The organism is Shewanella sp. MMG014 (assembly GCF_018100775.1).
Lineage (GTDB): Bacteria > Pseudomonadota > Gammaproteobacteria > Enterobacterales > Shewanellaceae > Shewanella > Shewanella japonica.
Window position 1 is genome coordinate 54,532 of the sequence record NZ_JAGJDZ010000003.1, and the last position, 23,077, is coordinate 77,608.

The window sequence follows — 23,077 nt, forward strand, 5'->3', positions numbered from 1 at the left end:
TGCGCTGCTGAAAAGGTCAATAAATGAACTAAATGTAACTTTTTTTCTTGACTTTTAGTTGGGGAGTCGTAATAGCCCCTTTTGGCAGAGATCTAGCTGCCATAAGGGGTGTACTGCCTTTACCGTTATTTACGTGTACCTGTCAAGCGGCTCCAGTCTTCTTTGTGAGCCGCTTCATCCATGATGAACCATTGACTGTAAAATTGTGATATTTCTTCTGCTTGCTCTTGTAGCAGGCCTGACAGGGCTAATTTACCGCCTGTTTTAACCTTTTCTGCAATTAAAGGCGCTAATTCACGTAAAGGACCCGCAAGAATGTTAGCAACCAAGATATCCGCTTGCAGATTGTCAGGTTGGTTCTCTGGTAAATATAGCGCTAATTTATCTGCTACGCCGTTACGTTCTGCATTGGCAGTTGATGCATCAATCGCTTGATAATCAATATCGACACCAGTAACTGTTTTAGCGCCAAGTTTTAGTGCTGCAATGGCTAAAATACCTGAGCCACAACCAAAATCGATCACTTCTTTATCAGATAAATCTAAGCTATCTAACCACTCTAAACATAATGCTGTGGTTGGGTGGGTACCTGTTCCGAAGGCAAGACCTGGATCAAGAATAACGTTAACAGCATCAGGCTCAGGAATATCACGCCAGCTTGGGCAGATCCATAAGCGGTTACCAAATTTAATCGGGTGAAAGCTGTCCATCCATTCACGAACCCAATCTTTATCTTCAATCTGTTCGATTTTATGTGTAAACCCTTTGCCTAGATAAGGCAGGGTTTCTAAAAAGCTCACTGTCGGAGCTAAATCGGTGCCAGCATCAAACAGGGCAATCACGATAGTGTCTTGCCAAAGTGGTGTTTCACCTAATTTGGGTTCGAATATCGGTGTGTCTTTACCATCTTCATAGGTAATTGATACAGAACCTTGCTCCATTAAGAGGTCGCCAAGCGCGTCGGCATGGTCGCTGTGAGTACTAATGCGAAGTTGAATCCAAGGCATGGAGTTTTCCTATGAGAATAATTTAATGGCCTATTGTACCTGCTTGGCGGGTAAAACAGCAGCACTTGATAGTGAAATATTGCTCAATTGCATTGAAAGGGCCATTTTCACACCTTTTGCTACTGGTTAATCTTTAAGCTATTAATATCCATGATGAAATCACCATATTCATCTGTTTGTTTGAATGTCATGATAAATTTATGAAACATAAGGTAAATTTTGAGTTCTTAAATTTGAACAATCTGTGACTGTGATCAACTTCTAAAAGACGGTGAATGCAGGGTGAGCTTGATCACGATTTAATTTTCTAGCACAAGGAGAAATAGTGATAACTGATAAGCTGAAATCACCAGCAATATGTCATTAACAGGCATGAGAACTATGACAGCTTCATCACAAACACAAAATCAAAAAATACATGACGTATCGTCAAAAGGGTATTTGAACCCCATTTGGGCTGCCAGAGCGGATAAATTACAAAGTGCCACTGGATTACTATTGGGCCTCTTTATCATTATGCATTTGCATTTTGAGTCGAGCATCCTAATCAGTAAAGAGGCATTTTATCATGTTGGTCATTTTTTAGAGGGGGGAATATTCAGTGAAACTGGACATGGCTTCCCTGTACTAACCAAATTTATCTCTGCCTTCATGTTAATTGTGGTGATTATTCATGCTGCATTTGCCTTGCGCCGTTTTCCTGCTCAGATTCAGCAATGGCGAGCGCTTCGCAGTCAAATGACAATCATGCCTCACCAAGATACAAAAATTTGGTTCTGGCAGCTGATCACAGGCTTCTTATTATTCTTCCTCGCGCCTGTTCATCTCTATGACATGATCACTAATCCTGCGATTGGTCCGCATTTATCGGCTGAACGTGTTTACCACCAAGATGTGTGGATGCTGTATGTATTACTGCTTCCTGCCGTAGTTATTCATGCCATGTTCGGCTTATACCGTGTTGCCGTTAAGTGGGGCATTACCACTAAACGTATGGCAGCGTTAAAACTTGCCAAGTTTATGGTGATTTACTTGATGATTATTGGTATCGCAAGTTTGATGACTTACATCGTGATTGGTCAATCGTTGGAGTTACCAGTGACTCCTTTTGTGCCGAGCTAGAAGCTTAAGAGTTTTAGGTTAATGAGTCACCTATGCCATTAACCTCGTATCGAATTTAAGGAATACCCGTGAAAATAATTTATACAGACTCATTAGTCGTTGGCGCAGGCCTTGCTGGTTTGCGCGTTGCTATTGCTTCAAAAGAACGTGGTTTAGATACCGTGGTGTTATCGCTTATCCCTGCAAAGCGCTCTCACTCTGCAGCGGCTCAAGGTGGCATGCAAGCGAGCCTTGGTAACACTGTAAAAGGAATGGGTGATGATGAAGATGTCCATTTCCAAGATACTGTAAAAGGTTCTGACTGGGGCTGCGATCAAGACGTAGCAAGAATGTTTGCCCATTGCGCGCCAAAAGCAGTGCGTGAACTGGCTAACTGGGGCGTACCTTGGTCACGTATTACTGCTGGCGATCGCCAAGTGGTAGTGAATGCTGAAAAGGTCACGATTACCGAAGCTGAAAAAGCCCATGGTTTAATTAATGCCCGTGACTTTGGCGGGACTAAAAAATGGCGTACTTGCTATACCGCTGACGGTACAGGTCATTCATTGTTATATGCAGTAGATAATAAAGCCATTGAAATGGACATTCCTGTTCATGAACGTATTGAAGCTTTATCACTTATCCATGATGGCAAACGCTGTCATGGTGTGATTGCACGCTGTTTAATTACAGGTGAATTACGTGCCTATATTGGCAAGGCAACCACTATTGCTACTGGCGGCTATGGTCGAATTTACGAAGTGTCTACCAATGCAATTATCTGTGAAGGTATTGGCCAAGCATTGGCATTAGATACGGGTGTTGCCGCCTTAGGCAACATGGAAGCGGTGCAGTTCCACCCAACAGCCATTGTGCCAGTAGGGATTTTAACCACAGAAGGGTGTCGTGGTGATGGCGGCTTATTACGTGATAAAGATGGTCATCGCTTTATGCCTGACTATGAGCCAGAAAAGAAAGAGCTTGCATCACGTGACGTAGTATCACGTCGTATGACCGAGCATATGCGTAAAGGTAAAGGGGTTGATAGCCCTTATGGCCCACACTTATGGCTTGATATTACTCTGCTTGGCCGCAAGCATGTTGAGACCAATTTACGTGAGGTCAAAGAGATTTGTGAAAACTTCCTTGGTATCGACCCTGCGAAAGATTGGATCCCAGTCAGACCGACTCAGCATTACTCAATGGGCGGTATTCGTACTAATGCTACCGGTGAAAGTCCGCAGCTTGCAGGTTTATTCAGTGTCGGTGAGGCAGCCTGTTGGGATATGCATGGCTTTAACCGTTTAGGCGGTAACTCACTGGCTGAAACCGTGGTTGGCGGCATGATTATCGGTAAGTATGTCGCTGATTTTTGTGAGAAGAATACCCTAGAGATTAATACACAAGTCATCGATGACACCATGTCAAAATTACAAGGCGAAATTGATGAGCTATTAGTCGGTGAAGGTACTGAAAACGTATTTGATATCAAACTCGCTATGCAGCGCATTATGATGAATTACGTGGGTATTTTCCGTAATGGCCCTGAGCTTGAAAAAGCCGTCAGCGAGTTAAAAGACTTGCTTAAACGCAGTAAAAATATTGGCCTTAAATGTAAAAAACGTCACGCGAACCCTGAATTAGTTGAAGCATTAAGAGTCCCGCGTATGCTGCGTGTTGCGCTAACGGTTGCATGTGGTGCTAATGCCCGTACAGAAAGCCGTGGTGCCCATGCCCGTGAAGATTACCCACAACGTAATGATAAAGAGTGGCTAAACCGAACATTATCAACTTGGCCTGATGAAAATGCATTAGAGCCAGAGCTCACTTATGAGCAACTTGATGTGATGAAAATGGAACTACCACCAGGTTATCGTGGTTACGGAAACGATAATGCGGTCGCACACCCTGATACCGCAATTCGTGAAGCCCAAATTGCCGAAATTCTTGCTGAATTAGGTGATGATGCCGACCGCTTTGATAAACAAGCCGCCATCATGCCATTCGATTTACCTGAAACATTACGTCCTCGTAATGAAAGATTAAGTGACACTAGTGCAGTGTCGGGAGAGAAGTAATGAGCAGCCCACGTACTATCAGTTTTGAAATCTTTCGTTATGATCCGCAAGATCCTAACGATAAGCCAAAGATGGTGACTTACGAGATCACTGAAGCGCCAGGAATGACAGTGTTCATTGCACTCAACTTACTACGTGAGCAGCAAGATCCTTCTTTGCAGTTTGATTTTGTTTGCCGTGCAGGTATTTGTGGCAGCTGCGCTATGGTGATTAATGGCAAGCCAACGCTGGCGTGTCGTACCCTGACGGCTAATTTCCCTGATGGCAAAATTAAACTCATGCCACTACCAGGGTTTGAGCTAATTGGCGACTTATCGGTGAATACTGGTAAGTTTATGCGTGAGCTGGCAGAGCGTTTACAACTGTGGCTGCAACCAGACAGTAATGACATCGACATTCACCGCTTAGAAAACCCAATGGATCCAGCTGAAGCGGCTAAGTTATATGAATTAGAGCGCTGCGTTGAATGTGGTGTGTGTGTTTCTGCGTGTGCGACCAAACAAATGAAAGACACTTTTGTTGGCGCAGTGGGTATGATGAAAATCGCTCGTTTTGAAATGGACAGCCGTGATACCCGCACAGCTGAAGATTTCTATCATGTGATTGGTAATCAAGATGGTGTATTTGGTTGTATGACCTTATTGGGTTGCCAAGATGCTTGCCCGAAAGACTTACCGCATATGCAGCAAATTGCCTATTTACGCCGTAAAATGGCGCAAACGATAGTGAGTTGTTAATTAATCGCTAAACATTTAAAAGCCGCATATCTGCAGAGGTAAGCGGCTTTTTTGTTTGTTATTTTGAACAAATCAAGGTCACGGAACTTAGTTCACACCAGATTCAGGTTGTAGGTTTCTTTCCTTTATTTCCAAACTCCGTTTGAATCAAGATCGTGGCGCTTCGCCCACACCAGACGAAAGGGAAACAACAGCATTTCCCTTTTCGATATCCCTTGCCGCCCCTACGAAATTGCTCTGAAAAGCGAGCAAGCTTCATGCTTATTCGAAAATAGCTAACGCTTTAGATAGGCCATCCATGGCCAACTAAAGCTAGCCTGACGTCCTGTCAGGCTTACGCTATTTTCTTCAACGCATTTCAGCAATTTCAATGGGGATTTATTACACCCGCAGGTTCGTCTGTTGGTCCAGAGTAAGCGCTTGATGTCTTGCATAAGTACTTTATCTGTTTGTGACCTTCTTAGAATGCTCAATTTGAATTGAGGCAAGCAATAAAATTGCGTGAGTCTAGCCATGGATGGCTAGCTAGCTTTCGAGGGGAAGGGACGCCCCATCGGAAGCGTTAGTGATTTTTGAAGCTTGTTGAAGTTGTCTACAAATGAAGTAAAAAGCTGGATATTTCTCCATTGAAATAATCGCTTTTCAGATTAATTCGTGGGAGCGGCAAGGGTGATGCAAGAGGGGGATTGCTGTTGTTTCCCCTCTTGCTCTGGTGTGTGCGAAGCGCCACGACCTTGACCTTAATCCAAACGAAGTTTGGAAATAAAAGATGAGGTGACGATCATAATAAAAAATGCATTATACAAATTTAATATCTAGCTCATTTCTGCCCCGAAGTTAGTTAGAACCACAGCTCTATTTAACAATGCTTATCTTCGTTTTCCATTCAACATTAAATTGAAATTGCTCTTTTACAGTTGCCATCCTTACTGCCTAGGTTGCACTAGTTCTAATGAACTAGTTTTATATACAGGTATAATGAGATTTGGCTTAATTTAAATCAAACAACTCATTAAGTAAGCCTAAAGTCGTATTGTTAGCTCAATTAGAAAACTATAATTAATTGATAATGTTGGAAATAAATTTAACCGCTTATTTTTTGAACGACATTATCGCGCAAGCCCGTTTTGTTTTATGATGTTGAGAGTATTTTATTGCTTTACATCAAAGAGATAGAAAATGTACGATGATATAAATCAAAAACTTAAGCTGCCGACTTTATCGGGCGCGCCGTTCAATAAGCTGTTAAGTGTCTATGGAAATTGAATCAATATCTAAAGTTGAGATACTAGAGAACGAGGAAATGTATGTTGTTCTCGCCAGTGGTGGCCAGCCAATGTATCAACACATATATCGTGAGGCCGCCGAAGTATACTGGGACAATGACATAAAAGGGTTTAAGGCTCCGGCCCCAAGAAAATGGAGCCACTCTGATTGGTATCATCATATTGTAAGTGTGGCTGCTTCAGGTTTAGGTATTTCATTACAGCTATCTAGCAGCACAAACTGGGTTAATGTTTCATCACAAACAAAGGCTGAAGTCTGTGCCAAGCAAAACACTTAACAAGGCGTTTAACCGCCGTTACAGCCGCAAAAACACGCGGCTTCCACTGGACAGCTTCTCCGCAACTTCGTTGCTACAAAGCTGCCGGTTAACTTGGCGTTATATTTCTTAGGTGTTTCACACTATGATAGATAGAATATTGCCAACACCAGAGAAGTTCGCATCTTGTCCTGACGATGAGAGGATTCTTCCTTTCTATGATGGTCAGTTTGAGTGCGTATACATTCTTCTACATCCATTTTTTAAACCTACAGCTATTGATATCGAACGCTTCTTTCCTTCGGCGTGGCCTGACAAGCTTGAAATCATTAATGGCTGTGACGCTATTAGCTGGCGAGAAATCATTGGACTTTCAGGTGTAAACAGCTTATGTGATATTGATATAGGTTTGAGAACCAGTATTGGTGGTTTAAAAAAAGAGTTATCAAACGAACAGTTTTCAAAAAAACTTGCTGAACTGGACCAGCAAAATATCATTCATCCTCAGGAAGGTGATATCCCTCCATTACTTGAAAATCGCCTTCTCAAAACAATCAAAGAACTTGGTCATGATTGGCTTTGGGTAGGTGATCAGTTTGGTACAGAAAGGAAGCTGCTCTGGATTGACGACCTAGTGGAAAAAGATGAGATTCCCTCTCATGGCTGTATATTCACTCATGACCATAGTTTGTTGGTTACAACACATTGGGATAGTCACTGTTCGTTTTTATGTTCTTCAAAAGAGGTTATTGAAGAAATGCTATCACTAGACCCATTTGAAGGGTTTTATTGTACTCCAAAAACAGAAGTATACTGGGGAGCATATGAAATATAACAAGCGCACATTGTCGGAATGGTTTTCCGCTGCGCTCCAAACAATCCGCAAATGCGGACGTTAAGTGCTAATGCGTATAGTAATACTTTTATTAACTTTGCTTTTAACAGGCTGTACTAATTCAGAGGTGAAAGACCTTTACTCAACATGTATGAGTTTTAAAAAGCCATTGGACGCTGACACCCTATATCAGACTTTTCGAAACGGTGAACTGTTGGAAGTTAGTGATGAAGGCAATCAAATTCACTATTTCTCTCCACATCCAGATTACAACTTGATATACAGCTCGTTTATCGTTGCCGAGATAGATAAAGATAAAGTGGTGTTGCATTTGAAATGCGCGGAAAATAAGTATGCGTTTTGAGTGGCAGCACCTAACAAACGCCTAAAGCAAAGGACGCAAAATGCTTGGCTTGCGCTCCTTCGTCGCTAATTATAGTCAAGCATTTTTCGCCGCTTAGGCGAAGCGTTACCGTATATCCGATTGCCATATCTATCCTAATACCAAAAGTCACTTTTAGAATTTAGCTTTAAAACGTTTTTGTCCAAAAATAAGTTTCCAACTTTATCCATTAAAGACAATAGCATCTATAACTAAACCAAAGGCGCTAGCTTCATTAACTCAGCAATATTTTGCACGCCCAGCTTTTCCATTAATTTGGAGCGGTGAACTTCAATGGTTCTGACTGCCACACATAATTCATTCGACATTTGTTTATTGGTATTGCCTGCTATAACCAATTTGAAGATTTGATTCTCTCGCTCTGATAGTCCATCAATTAAGGCGAGATGATGCATTTTCCAGTGTTGCTTCACGCTGTATTGCAGACCCTTTTCAATAGACTGTGCCAGCACTTTGCCTTGTACTGGTTTCTGGAAAAAATCAAATGCGCCTTGTTTAAATGCATCCACTGCCATGGGCACATCACCATGACCTGTCAGGAAAATAATCGACAACGGGCTTTTCGCTTCATTCAATAATTGCTGTACTTCTGGGCCGCTAAGTCCAGGCATTCTGGCGTCTAAAATTACGCAACCTGCTAATGACAAATCAACCTGATCGAGAAAGGCGTCTCCAGAGTTAAAGCTGGTTAGCTGATAACCGAAGCCTTCCATTAAAAAGCATATTGAATCGATAATGGCTTCATCATCATCGACTAAATAGACTGGGCAATGAATGTCAGTTTGCATGTGTATTCCTTGCAATGTTTTGAATGCATCATTGATAAATATCTCAGTTTGAATCGATATGCGAACTAATTTTATACAAACCATGAAATCCATCACGTTGCGTGATTGCCGCTCATCGTAAGCTTATTATAGTTTTCTAATGAAAGGTTTTATTGTGCTGCGGATATTGCTTTGTTTAATCGCTATTAGCTTTTTGTCACCAGTTTGGGCTAAACCGCAAGAGCTTTATGTCGGTGTGCTTGCCAATTGGGGCGATCAGCAGGCGATTGCTCGTTGGACGCCGATGATGGATTACTTGAATGAACAGGTACCAGATACCCGATTTCATGTTTATCCAGGTAATTTCGAAGCCTTGAATGCGGCAATGGAATCAGGAAAAATCCAGTTTATTATTACAAACCCTGGGCAATACCTTTATTTATCCAATCAGTTTCCTTTGTCTTGGCTAGCTACGATGCGTTCAAGGCGTCATAACGGCGCTACCTCTGCTATTGGCTCAGCCATTATTGTTAGGGCTGACAGTGATTACCGCTCCTTGTACGACTTAAAGCAAAAAACCATTGCGGCTAGTGATCCTCATGCGTTGGGAGGCTATCAAGCTACCATTGGCCTGATGCATAAATTAGGCATGGACACTAAAAATTACTTTAAAGAGATTAAGTTTCTTGGGTTCCCGCTCGATCCATTATTGTATCAAGTGCGTGACGGTAACGTGGATGCGGCGATAACGCCATTATGTACCTTTGAAGATATGGTCGAGCGAGGGCTGATTAAAGCGGATGAGTTTCGTATATTAAACCCGAGTCGTCCGAAAGGATTCGACTGTCAGTGCAGTACTAACCTTTATCCTAACTGGTCGTTTGCTGCGAATGAGAGCGTGGATATTGAACTCAGTAAACATATCACTCAAGCGCTAATGGATTTACCTTCAGATCACCCTACTGCAATACAAGCAAAACTGAAAGGGTGGACCTCACCTATTAGTCAGCTGGCAGTGATTCAGTTATTCAGTGAGCTTCATGTTGAAGCGTCAGAAGTAAACCGCTGGGACACTTTACTAAAATGGCTTAATAATAATCGTCATTGGGGTGGTTTGGCAGTGCTGTTATTTATCGTCGCGACGGTTTACCACTTATGGATTGAGTATCGATTTCATCAAAAAAGTGAGTCGTTAATTGAGTCTGAGCGACAACTAAAACAGCAAGAGCTTGCATTAGAGAAGCTACAAAGTGCTGCCATTATTGGTGAGATTGGCGCTGGTTTAGCCCATGAAATAAATCAGCCCATTGCGGCGATTACCAGTTACAGCGAAGGCGCTATTATGAGGCTGGAAAACAATCAGCCTTTTGATGAACAATCAGCCAAAGCATTGCTAACTAAAATCCATCAACAATCCACCCGAGCTGGCGAAGTGGTTCACCGTATTCGTGGTTTATTAAAGCGCAAAGAAGCGGTCATGGTGGATGTCAACATTTTGAGTTTGGTCGATGAGAGTGTGTCATTACTCAAAATTGAATTGGCTAGACACGACATCAGTGTTGAAAACAATATCAAAGGTGAGCCATTTTTTATTACCGCCGATAGAGTTGGCTTGTTGCAGGTGCTGATTAACCTAATTAAAAACAGTATTGATGCGATAAGTGATAGTGCTGAGGCTGTAAAACGAGCCAAAATTGTCATCGCAATGGATTTTAAAGAGCATCAGGTGGATGTTTCGATAATCGATAATGGCCCAGGCTTACCTGAAACATCAGATGCGTTAATGGCAACCTTTTATACCACCAAAGAAAATGGTTTAGGCCTTGGACTTGCGATTTGTAATGAAGTCATCAAGGAGCATGAAGGCGCCTTTAGCCTTAAAAATCGACAAGATATTCAATCTGGTTGCATTGCCAAAATCAGTTTGAAGAAAAGAGGCAGCCAGCAAAAACTCATCGTTTAACTTGAGTAACAACCCGCCTCGATAGAGGCTGGTTGAGCCGGAAAAACACTGACTATTTTGTTTTTATCACGAAAATAGACAAAATGTGGTTTACCACAATAGCGAAAAAAATAGACATGTGTTGGTGATTTTTTAAACCGTGAACACAGTCACAAAGCCGAAATACCCGCCGTAGATATGTGGTTTACCACAATATTCAATTCGCTTCTTCTGTTTGAGAATGATGAAAACCTTAGAACAACTTAACCGTATGCCATCCAGTTGATTGGATATTAAAGCAAGCTGATTAAGGTTCTTGGGCATCGTTGTCAATTGGGAGAAGTACCATGAAACTAGATCGGCGAACCTTTATCAAAGGCGCAGGAGCAGGCACCGCAGGTTGTGCACTCGCTGCGCTGCCTGGCTCGATTGCTGCTTTAGGCAGCGTCACTGTGCAAGGGAGTGAAGAGCTAGTCGCAAGTAGCTGCGAGATGTGTTCAACACGTTGTCCTATTTCTGCTCGAGTAGTAAACGGCAAAAACGTGTCTATTTTAGGGAATAAAAAAGCGAAATCATTTGGCGGGGCAGTGTGTGCCCGTGGTGGCGCTGGTCATAGTTTACTTTACGATAAGCAGCGTATTGTTAAGCCGCTTAAGCGTGTAGGCGAACGTGGCGAAGGCAAATGGGCTGAAATTGAGTGGGATGAAGCCTACAGTCTGATAGCGGAAAACCTCAATAAAATTAAAGCCAAGCATGGTGCAGAGTCCGTTGCATTTTCTTCTAAGTCTGGCTCGCTTGAAAGCCACCTTTTTCATCTCGCCAAAACCTTTGGCAGCCCAAATACCTTTACTCATGCATCGACTTGTCCAGCTGGTTATGTGGTTGCAGCTAAAGCCATCTTTGGTGGCAAAATTAAACGTGATTTAAGTAACTCAAAGTACATCATCAACTTCGGTCATAACTTGTATGAAGGCATTAATATGTCGGAAACAAGAGGCATGATGAATGCACAAATGGAAAAGGGCGCCAAGCTAGTGGTATTTGAACCACGCTTTTCTATCGTTGCTGATAAAGCTGATGAGTGGTACGCCATTAAACCAGGTACAGATGTAGCGGTTGCCTTGGCGATTTGTCATACCCTGATTAATGATGATTTATACGATAAAGACTTCGTCGCACAGTACGTTGAAGGCTTTGATGAGTTTGCCAAAGAAGTCAAAAACTACACACCTGAATGGGCCGAAGCGATAAGTGATGTACCCGCTGAAGATATTCGCCGTATTACCCATGAATACGCTGCTGCAGCGCCTCATGCATTAGTGGATTTTGGTCACCGAGCCTCATTTACAACAGAAGAGTTTGAAATGCGCCGTGCTTTATACGCTGCCAATGTATTGGTAGGCAATATTGAGCGTAAAGGCGGTTTATATTTTGGTAAAAAAGCATCGAAATATAATAAGTTTGCTGGCGAAAATGTTGCGCCAACACTATCAAAACCAGGTGTAAAAAACTTACCTAAAATTGACGCTAAGCGTATCGATATGGTCGATGAGCAATATGCCATGTTGTGGTCATCGGGTGGGGTATATCAAACCATTTTAGATGCCACTCTTGATGCCGTGCCTTATCAATTACACGGCTGGGTTATGAGCCGCACCAACCCAATGCAAACCATGACCGACAGAGCACGGATTGTAGAGTCGATGAAAAAGCTCGACTTTGTTGTCGCCTGCGACTTATACATCACCGAAAGCGCAGCTTATGCTGATGTGTTCCTACCTGAATCTACCTACCTAGAGCGTGATGAAGAAATTAAGGATAAGTCAGGCAAGAACCCAGCTTATTATGTGCGTCAGCGGGTGGTCGATACCATTGGTGACACTAAGCCAAGCTGGCAGATTTGGAAAGAGGTGGCAGATAAATTAGGCCTAGGTGAGTACTTCCCTTGGGAAAATATGCAGACCTTGCAGATGTTCCAAGTGAATAAAGATATTAGCTTGCTGGATAAAATTAAGCGTGATGGCTGGGTAAGCTACGGTAAACCATTAATGTTACGTGAACCGAGCATGGTGAATGCGTTTGTTACTGAATACGCTAATGCCAAAGCGCCAGATGAAGATAGCACTTATGCCAGCCATCTGAGCTTTAAAACGCCGTCAGGCAAGATTGAATTAAGCTCAGATAAAGTGGAAAAAATGGCACCTGGACGCGGCGTGATTAAATACCGCGAAGTCACCATGAAAAAAGCTGATGAGCTATTTTTCATCCAAGGTAAGGTCGCCGTACATACCAATGGCGCAACGCAAAATGTCCCCATGTTGGCTAACTTGATGTCTGACAATGCCTTGTGGATCCACCCGATAACAGCGGGACATATGGGGATTTCGAGCGGCGATAAAATTCGTATCTTCAACGATACAGGCAGCGAAGAGGGTCATGCCTTAGTCACGCCAGGTATCCGTCCTGATACCGTATTTGCTTATATGGGGTGCGGCTCTAAAAACAAAGAGCTTGCGCGTGCCACAGGCAAGGGTATTCATTGCGGTAACTTACTTCCTCATGTCACGGCTCCGGTAACAGGTATGAACCTACATACTACCGGCGTCAAAATAGCCAAGATTTAATCGGAGTTCATTATGACTAAACGTTATGTCCTTGTGCACGATGAAAATAAGTGCATTGGCTGCCAAGCGTGTAATGTCGCTTGTCGCAGTGAAAATAATGTCCCTGAGTCGGTGACCCGTATTCAGGTAAGAGTTGAGGGGCCTTACGGTAATTTCCCTCACCTGCATTTTAAATACAACCGCGTGTCATGTGAGCAATGTGAAAACGCACCTTGCGTGAAAGTCTGTCCAACTGGAGCGGCTTATGTCAACGATGATGGCATTGTGTCCATCAATGAAGGTAAGTGTGTTGGTTGCTTGTATTGCGTGGCGGCGTGTCCTTACAAAGTGCGCTTTATTAATCCTGAAACCCGCGTGCCGGACAAGTGTGACTTCTGTAAAGAAACCCGTTTAGCTCGAGGCGAAGAGCCTGCATGTGTAGCAGTGTGCCCAACCCAAGCGCTGACCTTTGGTGATGCCAATGATTTAACTTCTGAAGTGAGTCAATTACTAGACACCAAAAATCATTACCAACAAAAAGTGAATCTAGGCACAGAGCCAAGGGTTTATCGTATTCCTAGCCGTAAAGGAGGGATCAAAGCATGAATAATATCTGGGGCTCAATGGAGCAATACGATCCAGTCGTCTGGAACTGGATAATCGCAGTGTATTTATTTATGGCAGGGTTATCAGCAGGGTCAATGCTGGTGGCAATTGGGCTCAAATGGTACAAGCAAAGCCGAGGTTTACCGACAGAAGGGCTACCGGTGATTAAAGCCGCAGCGGTAGTTGGCCCAGTCTCTATTTGTCTAGGTATGGCGCTGTTAGTGCTTGATTTAACCAAGCCATTTGAGTTTTACCATATTCTGCTTAACTACAACTTTACTTCGGTGATGGCTTGGGGGGTATTAGCATTATTATTTTATATCCCGCTGGTGTTTATATTTGCTGGTTTAGTGTTTGAAAAGCAGCTACTTAAATATGCGCCCTGGTTAGCTGGCGTGGCTAAAGTATGTCGCCAACTTGAGAATAGCCTTAACAAGTTGATCTTTATATTGGCGATAGGGGTTGGGGTTTACACAGGCTTTTTATTATCAGCGCTGATTAGCTACCCGATATTAAATACTGCTGTTTTACCTGCACTATTTTTAGCATCAGCTTTGTCGGTAGGTTCGGCAGGTAACATTTTGGTTGCGACCTTATTCTTCAGCAAAAAAGAATCTGACTGTATCGAGCAAGTGCACCGTATCGAATACCCAGTGGCCTTTAACGAAGCCTTATGTCTGGTGTTATTGTTTGTTGGGCTTAACTTTTCAGGCCCTGCAGCGCAAGCGGCAACGTCAGCTATCACTACAGGAACGTGGGCGAGTGTATTTTGGCTAGGGGTTGTTGGTTTAGGTTTAGTTGTGCCAGTGCTTGCTAGCACGATTGCACCTAAGTCATGGCGTCATACAAAAGGGTTTTTAATCACGGTTTCTTGTAGCACCATTCTTGGGGTATTAGCCTTACGTCACTTCGTGGTGTATGCAGGGCAAAGTTATATTAGCTAGAGCGCTGTATATAAGAAGGTATTGATTCTTGAAGACTACCAACTTATTCAGCAATTAATAGCACCAATAAAGCCGCTTAACATATATTGTTTAGCGGCTTTATCGTACTCGCAATATTTATAGCATTAGATAATTTCTCACATTAACTGTGCAAATTGACTTCCGACGAAAATCACTTATTCCATTATTAATATCAATACTACTACCAGCACTACTATCAGTTTTACATTCCAAGAGCATCACATGTTAATCGAGCATGTTTATTTAGGTTTAAATTTATCCGATGAAATCATGTGCAGTAATGATATAGTCATTTTTATTTAATCATTTGATTCAGATGTTTGAAGAGTATTGAACATGAGTGTTTGTGGCAGTTGCGGATCAATGACTCGCAATAGATAAGCACCAAAATAACATAGAGGGATTTATGATTTATTGGCCGTTAAATAAGAACATTAGGTTGGTCAGCATACTGGCTATGCTGTTGTTATCAGGATGCGCTTCGCAGCAAGTGAATACCAAAAGTAGTGTGATGGATTACCTTTATCCAAAGTCCAGCGAAGCAGTAATTACCCCTGCAATCCCTCAGTTAACTCTCCCGTTACGGGTTGGTGTTGCGTTTGTTCCTGCAAGTAAAAGTGATAGCTCATCTCATAACTCTTGGACCGGAAATAGTTATTCTGCAGGGTTATCGGAATCTAAGAAAACCGAAATTTTAGAAAGTGTTGCTAGTAACTTTCGGATGTTGGATTTTGTTAGCAGCATAGAAGTGATCCCCTCTGCGTATTTAACTGCTGGTGGTAGTTTTGCTAATTTGTCTCAAATACAAACTATGTATGGTATTGATGTGATCGCATTGGTTTCTTATGACCAAGTACAGTTCACCGATGAGGGCATATTATCGCTAAGCTATTGGACAATTGTCGGTGCTTACGTGGTATCAGGCGAGAAGAATGATACGAACACCTTGATGGATACAGTTGTCTACGATATCGACAGTAAAATGATGCTTTTTAGGGCGCCAGGAACCAGTCAGATATCAGGCAGCTCAACACCTATTAATTTAAGTGAAGAGTTAAGAGCAGATAGCATTCAAGGCTTTGAGCAAGCAGCGGATAGTATGGTTATGAATTTAAATACTCAATTGGATAGCTTTAAAAAGAGAGTTAAAGAAAACCCTGATCAAGTAAAAATAACGCATAGTGAAGGTTATAGTGCTAAAGGTGGCGCGCTAGGTTTGTTAGATATAACACTGTTTTTCATAATAATGGTATTTGGATTTAGAAACCGAGTAGGTAGAACATAATCAAAACCAGTGCCTACAACCTGAAAGATTGAATAATTAGCTACTTTTAGTGCTTTTACTGAAGTATTGCGTGCTGACATGTCCGCTTGTTGAAAGTACAGGCACAAAAAAACCACCAATATAGGTGGTTTTTTAATGCAGAATCAACGTTAGGTTTTAGCGCGTTTCATCGCAGTGAAGAACTCATCGTTTGTTTTGGTCATGGCCAATTTATCGATAAGGAATTCCATGCCTGATACTTCATCCATTGGGTTAAGGATTTTACGTAAAATCCACATCTTCTGAAGTTCATCTGGCGTGGTGAGTTTTTCTTCACGACGCGTACCTGAGCGGTTGAAATCAATCGCTGGGAATACACGTTTTTCAGCTGCTTTACGAGAAAGGTGTAACTCTTGGTTACCTGTACCTTTAAATTCTTCGTAAATGACTTCATCCATCTTAGAACCAGTATCGACAAGCGCTGTTGCGATAATGGTTAAGCTACCACCGTGCTCGATGTTACGTGCAGCACCAAAGAAACGTTTTGGACGGTGTAAAGCGTTAGCGTCAACACCACCGGTTAGGACTTTACCTGATGATGGAATCACGGTGTTGTATGCACGTGCTAGACGCGTGATTGAGTCTAATAAAATCACCACGTCTTTTTTGTGCTCAACTAAACGTTTGGCTTTTTCGATAACCATTTCTGCCACTTGAACGTGACGTGATGCTGGCTCATCAAAGGTTGAAGCAATCACTTCACCTTTTACCATGCGTTGCATTTCGGTTACTTCTTCAGGACGTTCGTCAATCAGTAATACCATTAACACCACTTCTGGGTTGTTGTAGGTAATGCTTTGCGCCATGTTTTGAAGTAATAAGGTTTTACCCGCTTTTGGCGGTGCGACAATCAAGCCACGTTGACCTTTACCGATAGGAGAGCATAAATCAAGAATACGCGAGGTGATATCTTCAGTCGAACCATTACCGCGTTCCATGCGTAGGCGATCTTCTGCATGTAGCGGGGTTAAGTTTTCGAATAAGATTTTAGAACGAGAATTTTCAGGCTTGTCGAAGTTTACTTCGTTGACTTTTAGCAGGGCAAAATAGCGTTCACCGTCTTTTGGTGGGCGGATTTTACCAAAGATGGTATCACCGGTACGCATATTGAAGCGTCGAATTTGGCTTGGAGAGACATAAATGTCATCAGGGCCTGCTAAGTAAGAACCATCTGAACTTCTTAAAAATCCGAAACCATCTTGAAGGATTTCTAATACACCGCCACCAAAGATATCTTCACCGCTTTTGGCGTGGGCTTTCAGAATTGAGAAAATGATGTCCTGCTTGCGAGCACGGGCCATATTGTCTAATTTCATGCTTTCAGCGAGTGAAACTAGGTCCGATATAGACGTGTCTTTTAATTCAGTTAAATTCATGTTGGGGGTCTTGTATTACGCGACGATGCTTACCGCAATCAATCATAGGGTATAACGGTGTAGATAAAGTGTGATTGATAAGCGAGTAGGAGTTTAGTTGAAAAAATCTGCTGAATAAATTAGCACTATATGGAGTGTGCGTCCAGAATTTTAGCTAATTATCGGCACAAATTGTTCACATATTGTGCCGATAATCACTATTCAAGCTCAAAATGCGCAGCATCGTCATGATTGATTAGCGTTATTGACTCTCATATATGAGAGTCTCTAAGCCAATAACGAGTCTTATAACAGCACTCGTTATGAATAATATTCAACATTCAATCAGATAGGCTGTGATTCTGATTTGAGGCTTGATTAAGCTTGTGCGTCGATGAACTCTTTTAATTGAGTCTTAGATAGTGCGCCAACTTTAGTCGCAACTAACTCGCCGCCTTTGAACATTAATAATGTCGGAATGCCACGTACACCGTACTTAGCTGGTGAAACATTATTTTGGTCAACGTTAAGTTTAGCTACTGTTAGCTTACCTGCGTACTCTTCAGCTACGTCATCTAAGATTGGGGCAATCATTTTACAAGGACCACACCACTCAGCCCAGAAGTCTACCAATACAGGTAATTCTGAGTTAATAACGTTATTTTCGAAGCTGTCATCGCTTAGGTATACAATTTTATCGCTCATGTAAATCTCCAGATTTGGCACCATTGCTAGTTTATTAATGGCTTACCATGTATATTGGGGCGGTTAAATAGTTTTCAAGTAAACGTGTGGGCTATTTCAAACGATTAAGTCTTTTTTTGCAACACTAACGAGTATGCTTGTGCTATGAGCGAAACACATTTATCTACCCAAAGATTCGCCGACTTCCCTCTGAAACCAGAGGTTGTTCAGGCTTTAAACGAAAATGGCTTTGAATTTTGTACGCCGATACAGGCGTTATCTCTCCCCATTTTATTACAACAAAAAGATATTGCAGGTCAGGCACAAACAGGTACTGGCAAGACAATGGCTTTTTTGGTTGCAACCTTTAACCATCTTTTATCCGTTGCCGTCCCAGAAGGGCGACAAGTCAATCAGCCACGTTCAATTATCATGGCGCCGACTCGCGAACTAGCGATTCAGATTGCAAAAGATGCCAAATTATTAGAAAAACATACCGGCTTAAAAGTGGGTATTGTTTATGGCGGTGAAAGCTATGATGTTCAACGCCAAGTGCTTGATGCTGGTGTTGATATCCTTATTGGCACAACGGGTCGTATTATTGATTACGTTCGCCAAGGTGTGATTAGTTTGAACTCGATTCAAGCTGTCGTATTAGATGAAGCTGACCGTATGTTCGACTTAGGCTTTATTAAAGATATCCGTTTCTTGTTTAGACGTATGCCTGATGCGAAATCTCGCTTGAATATGCTTTATTCAGCGACATTATCAATGAAGGTACAAGAGCTAGCTTATGATCATATGAATGATCCTGAGAAAGTCGAAATTGCGCCTGAGCAAAAAACGTCAAAAAACATCAAAGAAGAAATTTTTTACCCTTCAACAGATGACAAAATGCGCCTGTTGCTAACATTATTAGAAGAAGACTGGCCAGAAAAAGCAATTGTATTCTCTAATACTAAGCACAGCTGCGAAAAAGTATGGTCATGGTTAGAAGGTGACGGTCATCGTGTTGGACTACTGACAGGTGACGTGCCGCAAAAGAAACGAATTCGTATTCTTGAGCAATTTACTAATGGTTCGCTTGATGTGTTAGTGGCAACTGATGTTGCTGCGCGTGGCTTACATATTTCTGATGTATCTCATGTATATAACTATGACTTACCGGATGACTGTGAAGATTATGTTCATCGTATTGGCCGTACTGGCCGTGCAGGTCAAAAAGGTGTGTCAGTGAGTTTTGCCTGTGAAGAATATGCATTAAACTTACCTGCAATTGAGACTTACATTAAGCACTCAATTCCAGTGACAAATTACGATCGTGAAGCGTTACTTGATGATTTACCGCCACCAGTGCGTATTCATCGTAAACACCCAACGACTCGTGGTCGTGATGGTGCTAACCGTAATGGTGCTCACCGCAGTGGTGGTCGTCCACCTCAAAGGAATCGCAGACACTCGTAAATGACTGTTTCAGCTACATTACCCTGTTACGCCGCGATAACGCTTGGCTCAAATAGCTTTAATATGTTGGTTGCCCAAACATTGGATGGCCAACCAACGATTATTGCTAAATATAAGCAAAAGGTGCGCTTGGCTGAAGGTATTGGCGAGGATAATCGCTTAGCTGAACATGTGTTACAGCGTGGTCTTGATTGCTTGCAAATGTTTGCTGATATGCTTGAAAAACATCAAGTAGATCAGCAACATGTTGCTGTTTTTGCGACAGCAACACTCCGTGTTATTTCTAATGCGGCTGAATTCCATCAACGTGCGTTACCGATATTAGGTCACCCTATTGAAGTGATTAGCGGTCTGCGTGAAGCTGAGCTTATTTATCAAGGCATGGCAGCGACAACCGAAGGTGATGGCCAGCGTTTAGTGATTGATATTGGCGGCGCAAGTACCGAGTTTATTATTGGTAATGGCAACGAAGTGCTATTTAAAACCAGCTTAGATTTTGGTTGTGTGCGCTTTAATCAACAGTTTTTTAATCAAGTCCCTCATCAGCTTCAGCATTTTGAACAAGCTAAAGCAGCGGTGTCTGATGCGTTGCTTCCTCATAGTGAATTACTTAGAGAGCTAGGTTGGCAAGGCGTGGTTGGTGCCTCAGGCGCGGTTCAGTCCGTGGTTTCGGTACTGAATCATCGTGAGCTGTCTGAAATCATCACCCTTAAAGTCTTATATCGATTTCGTGATGAAGTGTTGGCGCAAAAGAATGAATCTTTGCATCATATTCAAGGCTTATCTGAAGAAAAAGCACCGACTTTTGCTTCAGGCATCGCCATATTAATCGCCTTATTTGAATTGCTTGATATTGAGTCTTTAAATTTATCTGGCGGCGCACTTCGAGAAGGGGTGCTGAAAATGTTGGCTGACAGAGTTGAGCTGGGCTAAGATTTGAAAAAGTGCTTGTTATGAGCGATCAAAAAAGGACCTAAATAGGTCCTTTTTTATTGTGGCGTATTTTGATTTATTTAACGATATTCAATAAATCTTGCTCTAGTGTCACTTCAGGGCTTTCTACGATACGGCCAATCTCTTTATTGTCTTGTTCAACGATAAAGGTTGGGATACGTGTAAACTCATAGTTAGCGGCTAAACCTTCAGGATCAAGCTTGCTGCGATCAACACCAATGTAGGTAACGGTGATATTCGGGTTAGCAACTTCTTCGATTAGCTTCATGAAACGTGGTGTTTCACGATGACAATCAGGGCACCAAGTTCCAATAATCACAACCACATTTGTTGGCGTGGTAATGGCTTTTAATGCTGAGATAGTCGCGGCATCTGTTTGATAGTTTTCAAACTCTTCTGCATAGCCTGGTAAATCTTTTTCTAATGCTGAAATTTCAACAATACCTGTGATAATCACTTCTTGTTTCTCCTCGCTACATGTTGCCATGAAGCCTGATTGCTCTTCATCAAACGCACAGCCGCTGCTAGCTAAGGCTGAACCTACAACCAATTGGCTGCTAAAGAAAAGGGCGGTTGTGGCTAATAATGTTTTAACAGTTTTATGCATGATAAAGTCTCATGAAAGAAGAATGCAATAATTCAATCATTTTGACGTAAGTTAGGGAAGTTGAATATGAGCGACCTGTTAGCTAGATCACTCACAAGGGCAATAATTCAAAGAGAACTTTGAACTTGCCCATAAGTGCGATAAATACTGTAACAGATATAAGAATCTTATTGCATATCATATTCCTGATGCGCGGTTTTTGTCCTTTTGGGGCTGTTTTTCTGTCGAGAAAATATGCCAAGACTTTTCAATTCCTGATTCTTGCCACTTAGCTACAGCAACTAATCTGTGTTCACGTCCCTTGATGGCTACTGGGATCATATTATCTTCAAAATACACTTGCGAAGTAATGTTTTGCTTGTTGATCCCTTGCGCCACAATCAAGCGGGTAATTTCTTCGGTGCGCTTTTTAGCGAGTTCATGGTTATAGGTATCGCTACCCTCGGGGCTTGTATCACCAATCAAATAAATCTTCGCGTCTGGGTGGTGTTTGACTGCGTTTACCATTTTAGCCAAACGATTCGATTCATAGTCAGTCAGTGTGTGTTTATCAAATTCAAACATCACCACACGGCTGGCTTTTTTCTCCACGGTGACGGCATTCTCGCAGCCATCGTTATTGATAACTGAACCGTCAGGAGTCGTTAAGCACAGATCTCGAGCTGTGATAACGCCATCGGCATCGACATCGGTTAAATCACGACTTTGCTGTTCAACCATGGCTGGTTTAGGTGTTTCAATACAGGCTGATAGCATCAATGCCACGAGGCAAAGCGGAAGCATGTTAAGGTGTTTCATATTACTTCTCCTTTTGCCATTGTGTTGGGGTGTCGACTCTAAATGATTCAATGAGTTGACCAGTGGCGTTAATTAATCGATACGATGCAATATGATAATTGTAATAGGCGCTAAGGTAGTTTTTTCTGGCTAAATAGACTTCTACTTTGGCATCTAACACATCAAGAAGTGAACGTCTTCCTAGCTCAAATTGACGTTGATAGCCTTGCTCTGCTTGCACGGCTTGGTCCACATTCACTTGATAAAACTTACGTTGCTGGCCAACAAATTCATAGGCGTTCCAAGCAAGTCGAGTGCCTTCAATGACTTGTTTTTCAGTTTGCTGACGAATTGATTTTGCTTGTTGTACTTGCCAGGCCGCGGCTTCTGCTCGGTCATTGGTTGAACCGCCATTGTAAAGGTCATAACTGAGCATTAGCATGGCTCGTGCATCTTCATCAGGCCCTTCAATCCCACCAATGTTGTCATTTTTATTGGCTTGAAGTTCAATTGATAACTTAGGCCAATAGTCACTTTTTTCTCGTTCATACTGTGACGAAGCAGCTTGAGTATCGTTGATGGCCGCATCAATTTCTGGATGGTTTTTAACGGCTTGCTCTAGTGCCAGCTTGAGTGTTGTAGGTACATAATTAAAATCGGGTTTGGCATCATGCAGCTCTGTGGGAAGTTGGCCTACTAGGTCGTAATAACGAGCTTGTAAATCCATTTGCTCATTGCGCGCAGCAAGGTATCCCGATTGGCTTGTTGCTACACGGGCTTTGACTTGCGCGACGTCTGATTCACTACTCAGGCCTTTTGCTTGACGCAAAATAATGTCTTTTAAGATGTCTTCGTGTTCGACAATATTACGTTCAGCAAGCCCCACTACACGGTTAGACAGCATTAAATTGAGATACACTGTTGCGACATCTAAGCTGAGGTTTTCAGCTTCAGAAATCAGCCCAAAGCGTTCAGCCTCTTGTTCAAATTCGAGGCGGTCAATTTCTGAAGTGGTTCTAAAACCATCAAATAATAGCTGCGACACTTTCACGCCTAACTCGGTGCGATTTAAATCAGTATCGACGCGTTGGCCGCTGTTATAGCGCACCTCTTCATAGCCTACACCACCATACAACTTCACTTGGGGTAAATAGTCTCCTACTGCGGCTTTTTTATAGCGAACAGCAGCTTCAAAGCTAGCATATTTTTGCTGCAGCCTAGGGTGATGATTTATCGCTTCAGCCACCGATTGTTCTAGCGTCATTGCTTGAACTTGAGTGGACATCACTAAAGCAGAAATGAATAGCAGTTTTTGCATAGTATCC

19 protein-coding genes are annotated in these 23,077 nt (G+C 42.3%); 12 read left to right on the top strand and 7 right to left on the bottom strand.

The genetic code is table 11. The features are described from left to right. Positions 1 to 125 precede the first annotated feature (125 nt). Positions 126 to 1,007 carry a 50S ribosomal protein L11 methyltransferase gene (gene prmA / locus J8L86_RS05545; RefSeq protein ID WP_055023589.1) on the bottom strand — a complete coding sequence of 294 codons (882 nt, stop codon included), beginning with the start codon at positions 1,005 to 1,007 and terminating at the stop codon, positions 126 to 128. Positions 1,008 to 1,388: 381 nt separating this feature from the next. Between prmA and J8L86_RS05550 the strand changes: the two genes are divergently transcribed. The 5 genes from J8L86_RS05550 to J8L86_RS05570 all read left to right on the top strand — a co-directional run bounded on the left by J8L86_RS05550 (position 1,389) and on the right by J8L86_RS05570 (position 7,301). After that, complete coding sequence (locus J8L86_RS05550; RefSeq protein ID WP_211029252.1) at positions 1,389 to 2,129, top strand: fumarate reductase cytochrome b subunit; 741 nt, start codon at positions 1,389 to 1,391, stop codon at positions 2,127 to 2,129. A 68-nt stretch (positions 2,130 to 2,197) separates the two neighbouring features. Further along, positions 2,198 to 4,186 (top strand): fumarate reductase flavoprotein subunit, encoded by a 1,989-nt coding sequence (locus tag J8L86_RS05555; protein WP_211029253.1) that lies wholly within the window; start codon positions 2,198 to 2,200, stop codon positions 4,184 to 4,186. Further along, the gene (locus J8L86_RS05560) at positions 4,186 to 4,923 is read left to right on the top strand and encodes a fumarate reductase iron-sulfur subunit (RefSeq protein WP_192021647.1); all 738 of its coding nucleotides are present in this window, start codon (positions 4,186 to 4,188) and stop codon (positions 4,921 to 4,923) included. The genes J8L86_RS05555 and J8L86_RS05560 overlap by 1 nt, the downstream gene beginning before the upstream one ends. Before the next feature lie 1,255 nt (positions 4,924 to 6,178). After that, a complete protein-coding gene (locus J8L86_RS05565) occupies positions 6,179 to 6,487 on the top strand; it encodes a hypothetical protein (RefSeq protein ID WP_247663258.1) in 309 nt (102 codons plus the stop codon). Between the two features lie 124 nt (positions 6,488 to 6,611). Then, positions 6,612 to 7,301 carry a DUF2711 family protein gene (locus J8L86_RS05570; protein WP_211029257.1) on the top strand — a complete coding sequence of 230 codons (690 nt, stop codon included), beginning with the start codon at positions 6,612 to 6,614 and terminating at the stop codon, positions 7,299 to 7,301. A 594-nt stretch (positions 7,302 to 7,895) separates the two neighbouring features. Here J8L86_RS05570 and J8L86_RS05575 read toward each other — a convergent pair. Continuing rightward, entirely contained in the window at positions 7,896 to 8,492 is a 597-nt protein-coding gene (locus J8L86_RS05575; protein ID WP_211029258.1) for a response regulator, read from the bottom strand. A 139-nt stretch (positions 8,493 to 8,631) separates the two neighbouring features. Between J8L86_RS05575 and J8L86_RS05580 the strand changes: the two genes are divergently transcribed. From J8L86_RS05580 to rhlP, 5 genes are all read left to right on the top strand, one after another. Beyond that, complete coding sequence (locus J8L86_RS05580; protein ID WP_247663240.1) at positions 8,632 to 10,434, top strand: sensor histidine kinase; 1,803 nt, start codon at positions 8,632 to 8,634, stop codon at positions 10,432 to 10,434. Positions 10,435 to 10,760: 326 nt separating this feature from the next. After that, on the top strand, positions 10,761 to 13,037 hold the full coding sequence (gene phsA, locus J8L86_RS05585; protein WP_211029260.1) for a thiosulfate reductase PhsA: 2,277 nt from the start codon (positions 10,761 to 10,763) through the stop codon (positions 13,035 to 13,037). A gap of 12 nt (positions 13,038 to 13,049) precedes the next feature. Further along, entirely contained in the window at positions 13,050 to 13,622 is a 573-nt protein-coding gene (locus tag J8L86_RS05590) for a 4Fe-4S dicluster domain-containing protein (RefSeq protein WP_055023581.1), read from the top strand. Beyond that, complete coding sequence (gene nrfD / locus J8L86_RS05595; protein ID WP_055023580.1) at positions 13,619 to 14,566, top strand: NrfD/PsrC family molybdoenzyme membrane anchor subunit; 948 nt, start codon at positions 13,619 to 13,621, stop codon at positions 14,564 to 14,566. Before J8L86_RS05590 ends, nrfD begins: the two co-directional genes overlap by 4 nt. 427 nt (positions 14,567 to 14,993) lie before the next feature. Next, positions 14,994 to 15,872 carry a rhombotarget lipoprotein gene (rhlP, locus tag J8L86_RS05600; protein WP_065109316.1) on the top strand — a complete coding sequence of 293 codons (879 nt, stop codon included), beginning with the start codon at positions 14,994 to 14,996 and terminating at the stop codon, positions 15,870 to 15,872. Positions 15,873 to 16,021: 149 nt separating this feature from the next. On the opposite strand, the gene rho is transcribed toward rhlP, so the two are convergent. Both rho and trxA read right to left on the bottom strand, forming a co-directional pair. Next, complete coding sequence (rho, locus tag J8L86_RS05605; RefSeq protein ID WP_065109317.1) at positions 16,022 to 17,287, bottom strand: transcription termination factor Rho; 1,266 nt, start codon at positions 17,285 to 17,287, stop codon at positions 16,022 to 16,024. Positions 17,288 to 17,644: 357 nt separating this feature from the next. Next, positions 17,645 to 17,971 carry a thioredoxin TrxA gene (gene trxA, locus J8L86_RS05610; RefSeq protein WP_211029262.1) on the bottom strand — a complete coding sequence of 109 codons (327 nt, stop codon included), beginning with the start codon at positions 17,969 to 17,971 and terminating at the stop codon, positions 17,645 to 17,647. A gap of 144 nt (positions 17,972 to 18,115) precedes the next feature. Between trxA and rhlB the strand changes: the two genes are divergently transcribed. After that, the gene (gene rhlB / locus J8L86_RS05615; RefSeq protein WP_055023576.1) at positions 18,116 to 19,414 is read left to right on the top strand and encodes an ATP-dependent RNA helicase RhlB; all 1,299 of its coding nucleotides are present in this window, start codon (positions 18,116 to 18,118) and stop codon (positions 19,412 to 19,414) included. Next, positions 19,415 to 20,347 (top strand): exopolyphosphatase, encoded by a 933-nt coding sequence (locus tag J8L86_RS05620; protein WP_211029264.1) that lies wholly within the window; start codon positions 19,415 to 19,417, stop codon positions 20,345 to 20,347. It abuts the gene before it with no gap. A gap of 76 nt (positions 20,348 to 20,423) precedes the next feature. On the opposite strand, the gene J8L86_RS05625 is transcribed toward J8L86_RS05620, so the two are convergent. From J8L86_RS05625 to J8L86_RS05635, 3 genes are all read right to left on the bottom strand, one after another. Then, the gene (locus J8L86_RS05625; RefSeq protein WP_065109319.1) at positions 20,424 to 20,975 is read right to left on the bottom strand and encodes a thioredoxin family protein; all 552 of its coding nucleotides are present in this window, start codon (positions 20,973 to 20,975) and stop codon (positions 20,424 to 20,426) included. A gap of 177 nt (positions 20,976 to 21,152) precedes the next feature. Beyond that, positions 21,153 to 21,773 carry an OmpA family protein gene (locus J8L86_RS05630; RefSeq protein WP_065109320.1) on the bottom strand — a complete coding sequence of 207 codons (621 nt, stop codon included), beginning with the start codon at positions 21,771 to 21,773 and terminating at the stop codon, positions 21,153 to 21,155. Position 21,774: 1 nt separating this feature from the next. Beyond that, complete coding sequence (locus J8L86_RS05635) at positions 21,775 to 23,070, bottom strand: TolC family outer membrane protein (RefSeq protein ID WP_211029266.1); 1,296 nt, start codon at positions 23,068 to 23,070, stop codon at positions 21,775 to 21,777. Between the last annotated feature and the right edge of the window lie 7 nt (positions 23,071 to 23,077).